The sequence below is a fragment of the Kitasatospora sp. NPDC088351 genome, assembly GCF_040685575.1.
Lineage (GTDB): Bacteria > Actinomycetota > Actinomycetes > Streptomycetales > Streptomycetaceae > Kitasatospora.
On sequence record NZ_JBFBIL010000024.1, the window covers coordinates 58,318 to 71,578 of the forward strand.

The window sequence follows — 13,261 nt, forward strand, 5'->3', positions numbered from 1 at the left end:
ATTCGGGAAATGGCTGGGCCGGAGGCTGGGAAAAGTCGGATCGAGGTGAACCGGATACCGAACCGGCCGGGACGGCACCGGAATCAGCTCGCGAGAAATCCGTCGGCCGGCTCCGGGCCGGCCACGACGGAGGGGAAATCCCGATCCTGGAAGGTGAATCAACGAACTGCGGGAGCCGGGATCGACCGCCAAGCTACCCGGCCCGCCGACGGCCGCGCAAGGACGTGATCGACATTCCGAGGCGCGCCCCGATCGCCCGTTGATTGAACAGGGCGATGTTCAACTCCCTGGCCCCGGGGCTGATCAATCCCGCCGCGCCCGCAGAATCCGGCTCCCCCCGGCCAGGGTGATCAGCGCGCCGCCGGCCGCCGCGAGCCCGGCCACGGCGAGGCTCTGCCGACGGGACCGGCGCCGGTCTGCGGCGGCCGCGTGCACGGCCGCCGCCAGGAACGCCCGCTCGACTCCGGCCGGGGTCAGCTCTCCGGCCGCCACCCGCCGCCGAACGAGTTCCAGCCGGGCTCCCCGGTAGAGCAGTTCAGGGTCCCGGTCGGCGGCGGCCCAGCTGCGGGCGACCTCGGTGAGCCGCCGATGGTCGCCGAGCGTGTCCCGACTCTCGGCCAGCCAGTCCCGCAGCCGGGGCCAGACCTGCGGCAGCGCGCCGTGGGCGAGTTCGACGGTGTCCCGGTCCAGCACCACCAGCCGGGCCCGGACCAGCCGTTCCAGCACGGCCGGCACCCCGGGGCCGTCGAACTCGCCGATCCCGACGGGGATCCGCACGCTCTCACCGCCGAGCCGCAGGAAAACCGCCCGGGCCAGCTCGCGGTCCAGCGCGCCCAGCCCGTCGAACAACACCTCGGCGGTCCGGGCCAGCGCCCCCTCGAAGCCGCCGGTGGCCTGGAACCCGGCCAGGGTGAGCGCGTTGCCGCTGCGCCGCCGCCAGGTCTCCAACAGGGCCGCCGACACCAGCGGCAGGGCGCCCGGCTGCTGGGCGGCGGTGGAGATCAGGACGGCGAGCAGCGCACCCTCGACGGTGCAACCGGCCCGCAGCGCGGGTTCGGTGATCGCGCGGCGCAGTTCGTCGGGCGCCGGGCGGCCGACCGCCAGCACGGCGTCCTGGCAGGCCGCGGCCAGCGCGGGATGTTCGGCGAGCAGCGCGGCACACTGGTCGGACCGCAGCACCAGAACCACCCGGCACCGAGCGGTTCCGGCGCCGCTCCCGCCCATGGCGGCCGCCCGCTCGGAGACCGCGTCCTCGGCGCACGCCACCAACGAGTCCAGGAACCGGGTGCGCTCGGCGGCGTCACGGCAGCGGGTGCCCAGTTCCTCGCCCTGGTCCACCACCAGCACCGGATCGGCCGCCCACTCCCCCTCGGCCGTCCGGTTGCCACGCCCGGCCCGCGCCTCGCCACTCCCCCCGCCCCGGGTCCGCGCGGACCCGACCCGCGCGGGCCCGACCTGCGCCTCTGCGGCCCGCGCGCTCCCGGCCTGGGCTCGCGTGGCCCGTCCATCCCCGGCCCGCTGCCCGAGCCGGGCCAGGGCCAGCGTGTACGCCTCCATCGGCCGCTCCCCCGGGGTGAGCAGCGCCACCGGCCCGCCGAGCCGCGCCAGCAGACCGGCCCTGACCAGCGAGGACTTCCCCACCCCGGAGGGCCCGGTAACCACCACCAGGCGCCGTTCGGCGAGCAGCCCCACCAACTGGTCCAGCAGCGCCTCCCGTCCGAAGAAGCGCTCGGCGTCCACCGCCTCGAAGGCCGCCGCACCCGGGTACGGGGCCCGCCCGGCGTCCTGGGCGCGCCGGCGGGCGGCGGTGTCCGCGGCCAGTTCCGCAGCGAGCAACTGCCAGCGGTGCTGCCACTCCCGCACGTCCCCTCCGCACGCCTGTACATAGGCGAGGGTGACGGCGAGGCTCGGCAGCTGCCGGCCGCCCGCCGCCACCGAGAGGCTGGCGGCCGAGCAGTGTGCCCGGAGGGCGAGCTGCCGGTACGGCGGGGTGCCCGCCCGCTCCCTGAGCGCCCGTAAGTCGCCCGCGAACCGCAGCAGCGGCCCGTCGCCCTGGTCCAGTGGACTCTCCCGACGCGGCACAGTAGCCCCCTTCTTCGTTGAAGCGGTGCCCGGTGATCCGGAGCCCGATGATCCGAGGCCCCGTCGACGCGGTCTCCCGTGGACGGAAAACCCAAGGGCGGAAGGCCCGAGCGCGGATAACCCGACGGCAGGGGGCCGACGCCAGGAGAACCTGACGGCTGGCGGTCCTGACGGCCGGAGGTCCTGACGCCTGGGCGGTGTCCATCCTTCGAGATTCATCATGCACAGGACAGTTGGCGTCAAACAATGGGTCGCACGGGGCGGTTGTTCCGAGTTGATGTTCAATGTCCAGCCGCACGGCGCCGAACAATGCCGGTGGGATAGAACCAGGAGCCGCAGACTTCGCTGACTTCGGAGATTTCCATGAAGTTCACGCGGTACTGCCGTTCCCTGCTGTCCACACCCGCGATGGCGGTGGAGCGGTACGCCAAGAGCCACCAGTCCGGGGCCGATATCGCCATGGTCGACCTGGAGGACTCGGTCCCACCCGCTCGAAAGGAGGAGGCCCGCCACCTCGCCGAGGAGTTCTTCGACCTGCCGTCCACCAAGCTCGCCCGCAGCGCGGTGCGCATCAACACCCTTGCCGGGCCCGACGGGTTGCGCGATCTGATCGCCATCACCCGGTACCGCGTCAAGCCCGACATCGTGCTGATCCCGATGGCGCAGTCCCCCCGGGACATCGAGATCGCCGCCGGAGCGCTCGGACCGGACTGCCCGGAGACGGAGTTCCTCGCCGTCGTGGAGACGCCCCTGGGCATCGAGCACGCACCCGCCATCGCGGCCGCCGGGCACCGCCTGCGCGGACTGGTCTTCGGCTCCGCCGACTACGCGTTCGCGGTCGGCGCCCGGCTCTCCTGGGAAGCCCTGGCACACGCCCGGGGCCGAGTGGTCAACAGCGCCCGGGCCGCGGGGGTGGAGGCGATGGACGCGCCGTTCTTCGAAGTCACCGATCTGGACGGGCTGTGCCGGGAGGCCGCGCTCGCCCGGGACTTCGGGTTCAGTGGCAAGATCGCCGTGCACCCCCGCCAACTTCCCCTGATCAACGAGGCGTTCAGCCCCGACGAGCATCTGCTGGAACAGGCCCTGCGAGTGGTCGAGGCGGGCCGGGAGAACGGCCGCTCGGTCACCGTCGTGGACGGGGTGATGGTCGGCATGCCCTTCTTCGAGGCCTCGCAGCGTCTGATCGAGCAGTTCGGCCCGCCGGGCCAGGCCGACCAGCCCACGCGGGCCGTACCGCCGGTACCGCCCGCACGGCCCGTACCCCCCGTACGGCCCGCAGCCCCCCGGAACGACACGGAGGAGAAGTGACGATGACCGAAGAATCCATCCAGGGCCCGCGCCGCTACCGCAACGCCGAGGCCATGCTCGCCACCGCCGACCCGGTCTGGCAGGCGGCCGGCGCCAACGGGCTGATCGGCATCAAGGTGGACTCGGAGTCCAACAACCGGCTGATCGTCCGCGAGACCGGCCACGAGTTCGCCAACATGGTCTCCTGCGCGTACCTCGGGCTGAACAACCACCCGCAGGTCGCGGCCGGAGCGGTGGACGCGCTCACGGAGTCCAAGAGCACCTGGCTGGTCACCTCCACCACCCGGATCCGGCACAACCTGCTGGTGCGGCTGGAGGAGGAGCTGGGCGAACTGTTCGGCGCGCACATCCTGCCCGGCGCGTCCTGCACCGCGCTCACCGCCGGCATCCTGCCGCTGGTCGCCTCCGGTCACCTCGACGGCACCTGCGAGCGCGGCGGCGGGCCCCGCGTGATGGTCTTCGACCGGTTCTGCCACTTCTGCATGGCGTATGTGAAGCCGATCTGCGCGGACGAGTCGCTGGTGCTCAACTGCCCGCACAACGACCTGAACTATCTGGAGGACATCTGCCGCAAGTACCCGCGGGTCGCCTACGTCGCCGACGGAGCGTACTCGATGGGCGGCGCGGCGGCCCTCGACGGGCTGCTCGAACTCCAGGACCGCTACGGGCTGTTCCTCTACATCGACGACTCCCACTCGCTGTCCATCATGGGCGAGCGCGGCGAGGGCTTCGTCCGCTCGCGGCTGGAGATGAACCCGTTGACGGTCATCGTCGCCAGCCTCGGCAAGGGCTTCGGCACCGGCGGCGGCATCGCCATGCTCGGCAACCGCGAGCAGTTCGAGTTCCTGCACCGGCACGCCGGTCCGGTCGGCTGGTCGCAGAACGTGGCACTGCCGCTGGTCGGCGCCTCGCTGGGCAGCGCGGCCGTCCACCGGTCCGCCGAACTCACCGAACTCCAGGCGAAGCTGAACCGCAACATCGACCTCTTCGACAAGCTGCTGCCGACCACCTTCGCGGGCAACGGCCTGCCGGTTCGGCGGGTGGATGTCGGGGACGCCGAGCGTGCGGTCAAGCTCTCCGCCCAGCTCTTCGAACGCGGCTTCTACAGCTCGGCGGTGTTCTTCCCGATCGTTCCCAAGGGCGAGGCGGGTCTGCGGCTGATGATGCGCGCCGACATGGACGAGCGGCTGATCACCGAGTTCGCCGGCCACGTCAGGGAGCTCACCTCCGACCTCTGATCCCTGCCTCCTGACGCCAGACGCCAGACGCCAGGCACCTGACGCCAGACACCTGATCGCCCACCGCCGGACTCCGACCCCTGGGGAGCAACGCGCCATGCCCGAAGCCGAATCCGCGTCCGCGCTCACGCCCGACCCCGAACCCGCCGGCTACCGGCGGATCGGCGAGCGGCACTACCGCGAGGTGGTCGGCCGCTACTACGAGGAGTTCACCGTCGGCGATGTCATCGAGCACCGCCCGGGGCGGACCGTCACCGAGCTGGACAACGTGCTGATGAGCATGCTGAGCATGAACGACGCCCCGCTGCACATCGACGCCGCGTACAGCCAACACACCCCCTGGGGGCGGCCGATCGTCTCCAGCCTGGTGACGCTCAGCATCGTCGGCGGGATGACGGCCCGCTCCACCAGCGGGCGGACCATCGCCAACCTCGGCTGGGAGAACATCCGGATGACCCACCCGGTGTTCACGGGCGACACCCTGTACGCACAGACCGAGACGCTCGCCAAGCGGCTCTCCAAGAGCCGTACCGGACAGGGCATCGTCACGTGCCGAACCACCGGGACGAAGTCCACCGGCGAGGTCGTGGTGGTCTTCGAGCGCAGCTTCCTCGTCCCGCTGCGCGGCCACGGGCTGGACGACGCCGCCGGGTACTGAACCCGCTTGCCGAACCCGGTTGCCGAGCAACGGAAACCGGACGCCGGACATCAGCCATCGGGCCCCGGGCGCTGCTGCGCTCGGGGCCGATGCCTCAGCCCTCCCGGTGGACGTCGATCAGCACCTTTCCCATCGTCTGCCGTGCGGCCAGGGCCCGGTGCGCGCCCCCCACGCCGGAGAGCGGGACGATCCGGTCGATCCGCGCCGTCAGCCGGCCCCGCCCGGCCAGCCGGAACAGCTGCTCGACGACGCCCGAGAAGAGCACCCGGTCGTCCAGCACATGCTGCAGCCAGAAGCCGAGCACGCCCGCCGAGCGCTCCGCCAGCTCGTCCACCGCGAAGGCCTCCTCCGGTCCGCCTCGGGCGCCGACGCAGAGCAGCCGGCCGAACGGCGCCAGCGCCGCCAGCCCGTCCCGCAGCCCCCGGCCGCCCGCCGAGTCCACGAACAGGTCGACTCCGCCCGACTCGGCCAGCAGCTCGGCCAGTTCGGGTGCGGCGGGGTCGAACACCGCGTCCGCTCCCAGCGAGCGGACGAACTCCCGCTTGGCCGGTGTCGAGGCCAGCCCCAGCACGCGTCCGGCCCCCAGCTCCCGGGCCAGCTGCACCGCCAGGTGCCCGACACCGCCCGCCGCCGCCGTCACCGCGACACACTCACCCGGCCGCAGCCGCCCGAGCAGGGCCAGGGCGGCGTACGCCGTCGCGCCCTGCTCCAGCAGCGCCAGCGCCTGCTCGTCGCCGACCTCGTCCGGCACCTCCACGGTGAACGACCGCTCCGCGCACGCCACCTGGGCATAGCCGCCGCCGGTCCGGAGCAGTGCGGCGACCCGCCGTCCGTCGCCGCGGCGGCGCCCGATCACGTCCGCGCCGAGCACCGCGGGCAACGGGAACCTCGCGTACTCGCCCGTACGGCAGTGCAGGTCCGCGTAGTTGACCCCGGCCAGGGCGACGTCGATCAGCACCTGGCCGGGCCCGGCCGCCGGTTCGGGTACGGTCTCGGCACGGAACTCCTCCGGCCCGCCGTACCTCCGGATCACCGCCGCCCGGATGCCCGACGGCCCGAGGCCCGAAGGCCCGGCGCCCAAAGGCCCGTCCGGGGCCTCCGTCACCGCGGGAAGAGTTCGGTCAGCCGGCGTTCCGCGGCCCGGGCCGCCTCGGCGTCCTCGGCGATCACGCAGTACATCACCGAGCCGTCGGCCGGGGCGAAGTCGCAGCTGAACACCACGCCGGTCCGGGTCTGCGGATCGAAGGCCAGCCCGGCCCGCTCCAGCGCCTCGACCGCCTCCGGGAACGACGGCACCCGCAGGCCCGCGAGCTCCAGGATCACCCGGGCGGAGCGGTGATCGGCGCCGACCAGGCGGGCGAACAACGCGTCGTGCAGATGCGTCGAACCGGTGAGACGCCCATTGGTCTCGCTGAAGTACAACTCGCCCTTGGGGGTCAGGATCGCGTCCGCACTGACCGTGCCCCGGTAGCCGAGCACCCGCAGCGACTCGCACAACCGGGAGGCCTGGTGGACGAGTTCGGCCCGCACCCCGGCGTCAGGGGTGACCGGCGGGGTGATCTCGCCGACCACCACCGGGTCCATCACCATCTCGCCGCACCCGGACAGCACCGACCCGTGGTCCCCGATCACGAACTCCGCGTACACCGGCACCGCGTCCGTGAAGTACCGCTCCACCACGACCCGTTGGCCACGCCCGCCGGTCAGCCAGGTCCAGCGCTCGGCGACGTACGCGGCGACGGCGGCGCGGTCCGCCAGCGACACGACCCGCTGGGCGCCCAGCGGGGTGACGTCCTCGTCCCGGGCGAGGACCTCATTGCCGAACCCGCCGGCCTGGTACTCGACCTTCATCATCACGCTGTGGCCCTGCTCCAGCAGGCCGTTGACCGCCGCCTCCACCTGCTGCGGCGAGGTGGCGACCGTCCCCGGCGGGATCGGCACCCCGGCCCCGGCGGCCAGCGCCCGGAACACCGCCTTGCTGTTGACCAGCGCGTTGCCGCCCTGCGCGGCGAAGGCGTGGCCCGGGACGGCGTGCTCGGCCCCGAGCGCGGCCGCCAGGTCCACCACGGCCGCGTTGGGCGAGATCGCCAGCACCCGCTCCACCGGCCGGCCGGCCAGCGCCCGGCGCAGCTCCTCGCGGAAGCCCGGCTCGGCCAGCCGGTCCGGGGTGATGATGTCCGCGCCCTCCACGCCCGGCGGCGGTACCACGAAGGTCAGGCTCTCGGCCCGGGTACCGGTCAGCCCGGTGACATACCCGAGGTAGACCGGGTCGGGCCCCCAGGGCAGCACCAGGACGTCGCCGTCCTCGGCGAACCAGAGCATGCGCTGGGCCCCGCAGCCGGCGAACAGCCGCTCCAGCGGCGTCATCCCGGTGAGGTCCCCGACCATCTCCTCGGTGCGGTTGTTTCCGATACAGAGCGTCGTCATCTGCTGAACTCTCCCGGCGTTCGACGGAACCGCGGCACCGATGACGCGACACCGGTGGCACGGAACCCGTGAGGCGGAACTGGTGAGGCGTGCGCTTCAGATGTAGCGCACCGGGGTTGTTCGGGTTCGGCGCTCGGTCATTGAACAAAAACGCTGAACAACCCGGTGGGGGCACTCACCCGTCACCGCTCCCTCAGCGCCGGTAGCCGCGCTGCGGATCCCGCTCCTCCGCGTCCTCGTACGACAGGAACCAGCCCTCCGGATGCGTCGCCGCCAGCAGCAGCTCGGTGCGCTGCTCGGCGTTCAGCTCCGGATCGCCGTCGTCCGGGCCGAAGACACCGAACAGCTCGTCGTGGCAGCCCTCCCAGTCGTAGTCGTACAGGTCGGCCGGCAGGTCGCCCATCATGTCGGCGACCGACTCGGGCTGTGCGCCGAGCAGCGCGCGGGCGTCCACCAGGGCCATCCGCAGCGCGATCTCCTCGGCCAGGCAGCGCGGCAGCGGCCACTCGCCGAGCGCGAGGTCGTCGGCGAGGTCGTCGAAGGCCCGGGCCATCGCCCGGCGCCAGCCCCGGTGGAGGCGCCAGGTGCGCTGCGGCAGACGGCCGAAGACCGTCCAGTCGGCCTCGTCGCCATCGGTGACCGGTTCGTCCTCGTGCTCGTCGAGGTCGTCGTAGGCGGCGTCCGCCAGTCCCAGCAGTTGGGCGTGGAGCAGGCAGGCCGTCCGAGGGGTGAGCGTCCAGTCCCCCGCCCCGCCGCCACCGTCCTCCTCGTCGCCGTCCAGCGGGAACAGTTCGGCGAAGTCCGGCGCGAAGTCCTCGGTGACGCTGATCTCCAGCGTGCCGCCGAGCGCCTCGACGCCCGGGATCGCGGCCACCAGCCGGTCCGGGTGCAGCAGCGCGCCGAGCGCCGCGTTGGCGTCCTCGGCCACCTCGCGCAGCAGTTCGCGGCGCTGGCCGGCCGGGTCGATGCCGTCGAAGTCCAGTTCCTCCACGGCCGCGATCGCGGCCGCGCGCAGCGCCGGCCAGTCGGTGATCCGCAGGCCCAGCACCACCGTCGCCTCGATCTCCGGCGCGCCGGAGTCCTCCGCCGCGCCCGGCCCCTGTGGATGATCGCTTCGCTCGCCCATGGGGCTACGGTACGGCCTTTCGGCCGCCCGATCACCGGTCCGTCCCAGCTTCTCGACGCCTTCTCCGCCGGATTCGGGCCGGGCCTCTGTCGTCCGGCCGTGTGCGGACCGGCAGGATGGGCCCATGGCAAACATCGACGAATACGGCGGCGGGCAGGGCCCGAACGCCCAGGTCCTGGTAGTGACCACCAATGACATTCCCGGATACCGGGTCGATCATGTGATCGGCGAGGTCTTCGGACTGACCGTGCGCAGCCGGCACATCGGCAGCCAGATCGGCGCCTCGCTGAAGTCGCTGGTCGGCGGCGAGCTGAAGGGTCTGACCAAAACCCTGGTGGAGAGCCGCAACGAGGCGATGCAGCGACTGGTCGAGCAGACCAAGGCGCGCGGCGGCAACGCGGTGCTGATGATGCGATTCGACGTCACCGAGGCCGCGGACATCGGTACCGAGATCTGCGCGTACGGCACCGCCGTGGTGATCTCGCCCGCCGCCTGAGCCGGGCGCGGAACCCCGCCGGGAACACCTGCCGCACCGTCGATGTTTCACCGGCGTGACTGTTTACGGTGCAACATCTCGGGCCGCTGACGGTGAACACCCGGAGCGGCTCACGGCCGTCGACCGAGAGGTGGGCACCGACCTGCGGGTGGACGTCGTGGTGGTGGGCGCCGGGCAGGCGGGCCTGTCCGCCGCCTACCACCTGGGCCGCCGCGGCTTCGCCCCCTACCGGGCGGACGCCGACGGCGGCTTCGTCGTGCTCGACGCCGACGCCGCACCCGGCGGGGCCTGGGCGCACCGCTCCCCGTCCCTGCGGATGGCCACCGTGCACGGTTTCCACGACCTCCCGGACTTCGAACTGCCCGTGCCCGATCCGGACGCCCCCGCCCGTGAGGTGGTGCCGGGGTACTTCGCGGCGTACGAGGCCAGGCACGCGCTCCCCGTGGTGCGCCCGGTCACCGTACGGGCGGTGCGCTCGGAGTCCGAGCGGCCGGACTCCCGGCTGCTCGTCGAGACCGACTCCGGCACCTGGTCCACCCGGGCTCTGATCAACGCCACCGGCACCTGGACCCGTCCGTTCCTGCCGCACTACCCGGGCCACTTCGCCGGCCGCCAGCTGCACTACGCCGAGTACCGGGGCCCGGAGGAGTTCGCCGGCCGGCGCGTCCTGGTGGTCGGCGGCGGCGCGTCCGCGATCCAGGTGCTGTCGGAGGTCGCGGCGGTCGGCGAGACGGTCTGGGTCACCCGGACCCCGCCGGTCTACCACGACGGCCCGTTCACCCCGGAGTTCGGCCGGGCGGTGGTCGCCCAGGTCGAGGAGCGGGTCCGCCAGGGCCTGCCGGTGCGCAGCGTGGTGAGCGTGACCGGCCTCGGCCCGTCGGTGGCCTACCGCCGTGCCGAGGCGCTGGGCGCGCTGCACCGCCGCCCGATGTTCGACCGCCTCACCGAGCACGGTGTCGCCTGGGGCGACGAGGAACTCCCGGTGGACGCCGTCATCTGGGCCACCGGTTTCCGCCCCGAGGTCGGCCACCTCGCCCCGCTCGGGCTGCGCTCCCCCGGCGGCGGGATCGCCCTCACCGGGACCCGCGCCACCGCCGACGCCCGCGTCCACCTCGTCGGCTACGGCCCCTCCGCGAGCACCATCGGCGCCAACCGGGCCGGGCGCTCCGCCGTCAACGACCTCGTCCGGCTGCTCGGCGAACCGGCGGCCGTCCTGGTCTGACGGGGCGGCGGCAGCCGCGCGCTGATGCCGACCGGCCGGCATCAGCGCGCCCGCCACCGGAGGCCTCGCAGCACCCCCAGCGCCCAGCCCGCGGTCCGCGCCGCCCTGCCCGCCCTGCCGCCCCTACCGGTCGTAGTCGACCGTCACCCGGTCGGTCAGCGGGCGGGCCTGGCAGGTCAGGACATAGCTCGCCGCCAGTTCCTTCTCCTCCAGCGCGAAGTTGCGCCGCATCGCCACCTCTCCCTCGGTGACCAGAGCCCGGCAGGTGCCGCAGACCCCGCCCTTGCAGGCGAACGGCAGGTCGGGGCGCGTACGCTGGGCGCCGTCCAGGATGGACCGGTCCCGCGGGAGGGAGAGCGTGCTGCCGCGCCCGTCGAGCACGACGGTGACCTCGCTGTGCGCGCCACCGCCCGCCGGTGCCTCCTCGACGCGCTCGGCGACCGGCTCGTCCTCGGCGTGGAACAGCTCCTGGTGCACCTGCCCGGTGGGCACCCCCAGCCCGGCCAGCAGGTCCTTCGCCCCGGCGACCATCCCGAACGGGCCGCAGAGCCACCAGTGGCCCACCGTCTCGACGTCCACCAGCGCCTTCAGCAGCGCCTCGACCCGCTCCGGGTCCAGCCGGCCGCTGAGCAGCTCGGCGTCCCTGCTCTCCCGGGAGAGCACGTGCACCAGCTGGAACCGGCCGAGGTGGCGGTCCTTCAGATCGGCCAGCTCGTCGGCGAACATCACGGTGTCGCTGCGCCGGTTTCCGTAGAACAGGGTGACGGTGGAGACGCGGTCGGCGGCCAGCACGGAGGCGGCGATGGAGAGCATCGGCGTGATACCGGAGCCGGCCGCCAGCAGGACATGGTCGGCGGGGACGCCCAGCTCCGGGGTGAAGAGCCCGGTCGGCGTCAGCACCTCGACCTCCTCGCCCGGCCGGGCCTCCCGCACCAGCCACTGGGAGAACAGCCCGCCGGGCACCTCGCGCACGGCGATCCGCAGCGGGCCGCCGACGGGGGCGCAGATCGAGTACGAGCGGCGCTCGTCGACGCCGTCCACCTCCCGGCGCAGCGTCAGCGTCTGCCCCGGCCGGAACGCGAACTCCTCGGCGAGCCCGTGCGGCACCGCGAAGGTCACGGCGACGGCGTCCTCGCAGAGCCGCTCCACCAGGGCGATCCGCAGCCGGTGGAAGGTCGGGCGACGGGCGGGACGGGCGGCCATTCAGATCTCCTTGACGCGTTCGAAGGGCTCCCGGCAGCCGCGGCAGCGCCAGAGCGCCTTGCAGGCGGTGGAACCGAAGCGGGACAGCTCCTCGGTGTCGGCGCAGCCGCAGAGCGGGCAGGTGACAGCGGGCACGGGCGGGGCGGCCGGCCTGGCCTCGTGACCGCCGCGATCCCCGTGATCCTCACGATCCCCGTGACCGCCATGGCCGCCGGATGCGACGGGGGCGCCGGGACCGCTGTCCAGGAACCGGGTCGGGCCGAGGCCCAGCAGCCCCGGGGCGGCGGGGCCGGGCGGGGCGATGCCCGCCTCCGCCAGCTTGCGGCGGCCCTCGGCGGTGATCAGGTCGGTGGACCACGGCGGGTCCAGCCGGAGCCGGACCCGGACGTCCGGATAGCCGGCCGCGCGCAGCCGCCGGTCCACGTCGGCGGCCATTTCGGCGACGGCCGGACAACCCGAGTAGGTCGGGGTCAGCCAGGCGGTCACCGCGCCGCCCTCCTCGGCGACCTCGACCTCGGCCAGCACACCGAGGTCGGCGAGGGTGAGCATGGGCAGCTCCGGGTCCGGGACGGCCGCCGCGACCTCCCAGGCGCCGGTGCGCGCGGTCGTCACCATGTCGCCCCCGGGTGCGCGCGGGCCACCACCTGGAACTCGGCCAGCAGGGGGCCCAGCGCCTCGGTGTGCACACCGTCCCGGCCGGCCCGGCCACCGACCGTGGCCAGCGCCGGCACCTCCGGCACGGTCAGCCCGGCCTCGGCGAGCACGGCGGCGAGCGAGCCCAGCACCGGCTCGCGCAGCAGCGCCGGGTCCACCCCGGCCCGCAGCTCCACCGGGTGGGCGGTGAACAGCTCCTCCACCAGCGGCCAGACGGCGTCCAGACCGGCCTGCATCCGGGCCGACGAGTACGGCGTGCCGTCGCCGAGCCGCAGCGTCCACGCGGTGGCGTACTCGCGGTGGTAGGCCAGCTCCTTGACGCTCCGGGCGGCGACCGCCGCCAGTACCGGATCGGCGTGCCCGGCCAGCGCCTCGTACAGCGCGCCGCGCGCGGTGGCGAAGACCAGCAGCCGGGCGATCGAGTACGCGAAGTCCCCGTTCGGCGCCTCGACCAGGCGGACGTTGCGGAACTCGTGCTCCTCGCGCCAGTACGCCAGGTCGTCCTCGGTGCGCCCGGTGCCGTCGGCCTGGCCGGCCCGGGTGAGCAGCTGGCGGGCCTGGCCGAGCAGATCGAGGCCGAGGTTGGCGAGCGCCACCTCCTCCTCCAGCTCGGGCGCCCGGGTGCACCACTCGATCAGCCGCTGGGCGAGCACCAGGGCGTCGTCGCCGAGCATCAGGCAGTAGGCGGCGAGGTCGGCACCGTCCAGGCCGGCCGGTACGGCGGTGTCCACGCCGAGCAGCGGGTCGGCGAAGCCCGTCCCGTACGCCCAGCGGCCCTCGCCCTCGGGCTCGGGGGACGCCTCGGCGAGGCTCAGGTAGACGTGGTCGTCGGTCATCGTGCGTGCTC

General features: G+C 73.6%; 12 protein-coding genes. 5 read left to right on the forward strand and 7 right to left on the reverse strand.

All coding sequences use genetic code 11. The features are described from left to right. Window positions 1-303 precede the first annotated feature (303 nt). The gene (locus AB0P06_RS18785; protein ID WP_363608605.1) at window positions 304-2,082 is read right to left on the reverse strand and encodes an ATP-binding protein; all 1,779 of its coding nucleotides are present in this window, start codon (window positions 2,080-2,082) and stop codon (window positions 304-306) included. A gap of 363 nt (window positions 2,083-2,445) precedes the next feature. Here AB0P06_RS18785 and AB0P06_RS18790 point away from each other — a divergent pair, with 363 nt between their 5' ends. From AB0P06_RS18790 to AB0P06_RS18800, 3 genes are all read left to right on the forward strand, one after another. Then, window positions 2,446-3,390, forward strand: coding sequence for a CoA ester lyase (locus tag AB0P06_RS18790; protein ID WP_363608607.1), 945 nt, complete (start codon window positions 2,446-2,448; stop codon window positions 3,388-3,390). A gap of 2 nt (window positions 3,391-3,392) precedes the next feature. Continuing rightward, a complete protein-coding gene (locus AB0P06_RS18795; protein WP_363608609.1) occupies window positions 3,393-4,628 on the forward strand; it encodes an aminotransferase class I/II-fold pyridoxal phosphate-dependent enzyme in 1,236 nt (411 codons plus the stop codon). A gap of 97 nt (window positions 4,629-4,725) precedes the next feature. Continuing rightward, window positions 4,726-5,286 (forward strand): MaoC family dehydratase, encoded by a 561-nt coding sequence (locus tag AB0P06_RS18800; protein ID WP_363608611.1) that lies wholly within the window; start codon window positions 4,726-4,728, stop codon window positions 5,284-5,286. A gap of 94 nt (window positions 5,287-5,380) precedes the next feature. Here the strand turns inward: AB0P06_RS18800 and AB0P06_RS18805 are convergent, their stop codons facing one another. The 3 genes from AB0P06_RS18805 to AB0P06_RS18815 all read right to left on the reverse strand — a co-directional run bounded on the left by AB0P06_RS18805 (window position 5,381) and on the right by AB0P06_RS18815 (window position 8,839). Next, window positions 5,381-6,391 carry a zinc-binding dehydrogenase gene (locus tag AB0P06_RS18805; protein ID WP_363608613.1) on the reverse strand — a complete coding sequence of 337 codons (1,011 nt, stop codon included), beginning with the start codon at window positions 6,389-6,391 and terminating at the stop codon, window positions 5,381-5,383. Further along, window positions 6,388-7,713, reverse strand: a complete 1,326-nt coding sequence (locus tag AB0P06_RS18810; protein ID WP_363608615.1) for a peptide ligase PGM1-related protein — start codon at window positions 7,711-7,713, stop codon at window positions 6,388-6,390. Before AB0P06_RS18810 ends, AB0P06_RS18805 begins: the two co-directional genes overlap by 4 nt. Window positions 7,714-7,906: 193 nt before the next feature. After that, a complete protein-coding gene (locus AB0P06_RS18815) occupies window positions 7,907-8,839 on the reverse strand; it encodes a hypothetical protein (RefSeq protein ID WP_363608617.1) in 933 nt (310 codons plus the stop codon). 124 nt (window positions 8,840-8,963) lie between these two features. Here AB0P06_RS18815 and AB0P06_RS18820 point away from each other — a divergent pair, with 124 nt between their 5' ends. Together AB0P06_RS18820 and AB0P06_RS18825 are read left to right on the forward strand one after the other, a co-directional pair. Then, window positions 8,964-9,335 carry a YbjQ family protein gene (locus AB0P06_RS18820; protein WP_363608619.1) on the forward strand — a complete coding sequence of 124 codons (372 nt, stop codon included), beginning with the start codon at window positions 8,964-8,966 and terminating at the stop codon, window positions 9,333-9,335. A 142-nt stretch (window positions 9,336-9,477) separates the two neighbouring features. Then, complete coding sequence (locus AB0P06_RS18825; protein WP_363608685.1) at window positions 9,478-10,557, forward strand: NAD(P)-binding domain-containing protein; 1,080 nt, start codon at window positions 9,478-9,480, stop codon at window positions 10,555-10,557. A gap of 123 nt (window positions 10,558-10,680) precedes the next feature. Here AB0P06_RS18825 and paaE read toward each other — a convergent pair whose 3' ends face one another. From paaE to paaC, 3 genes are read right to left on the reverse strand one after another with little or no spacing between them, the layout of a single operon-like run. Then, window positions 10,681-11,760, reverse strand: coding sequence for a 1,2-phenylacetyl-CoA epoxidase subunit PaaE (paaE, locus tag AB0P06_RS18830; protein WP_363608621.1), 1,080 nt, complete (start codon window positions 11,758-11,760; stop codon window positions 10,681-10,683). Beyond that, entirely contained in the window at window positions 11,761-12,375 is a 615-nt protein-coding gene (gene paaD / locus AB0P06_RS18835; protein WP_363608623.1) for a 1,2-phenylacetyl-CoA epoxidase subunit PaaD, read from the reverse strand. Further along, window positions 12,369-13,250 (reverse strand): 1,2-phenylacetyl-CoA epoxidase subunit PaaC, encoded by an 882-nt coding sequence (gene paaC, locus AB0P06_RS18840; protein WP_363608625.1) that lies wholly within the window; start codon window positions 13,248-13,250, stop codon window positions 12,369-12,371. Before paaC ends, paaD begins: the two co-directional genes overlap by 7 nt. Window positions 13,251-13,261 lie beyond the last annotated feature (11 nt).

Bases quoted from the DNA above. Each gene is read 5' to 3' on its own strand.
- AB0P06_RS18790 (WP_363608607.1), top strand. From the start codon at position 2,446: ATGAAGTTCACGCGGTACTGCCGTTCCCTGCTGTCCACACCCGCGATG.
- AB0P06_RS18795 (WP_363608609.1), top strand. From the start codon at position 3,393: ATGACCGAAGAATCCATCCAGGGCCCGCGCCGCTACCGCAACGCCGAG.
- AB0P06_RS18800 (WP_363608611.1), top strand. From the start codon at position 4,726: ATGCCCGAAGCCGAATCCGCGTCCGCGCTCACGCCCGACCCCGAACCC.
- AB0P06_RS18810 (WP_363608615.1), bottom strand. From the start codon at position 7,713: ATGACGACGCTCTGTATCGGAAACAACCGCACCGAGGAGATGGTCGGG.
- AB0P06_RS18815 (WP_363608617.1), bottom strand. From the start codon at position 8,839: ATGGGCGAGCGAAGCGATCATCCACAGGGGCCGGGCGCGGCGGAGGAC.
- AB0P06_RS18820 (WP_363608619.1), top strand. From the start codon at position 8,964: ATGGCAAACATCGACGAATACGGCGGCGGGCAGGGCCCGAACGCCCAG.
- paaE (WP_363608621.1), bottom strand. From the start codon at position 11,760: ATGGCCGCCCGTCCCGCCCGTCGCCCGACCTTCCACCGGCTGCGGATC.
- paaD (WP_363608623.1), bottom strand. From the start codon at position 12,375: ATGGTGACGACCGCGCGCACCGGCGCCTGGGAGGTCGCGGCGGCCGTC.
- paaC (WP_363608625.1), bottom strand. From the start codon at position 13,250: ATGACCGACGACCACGTCTACCTGAGCCTCGCCGAGGCGTCCCCCGAG.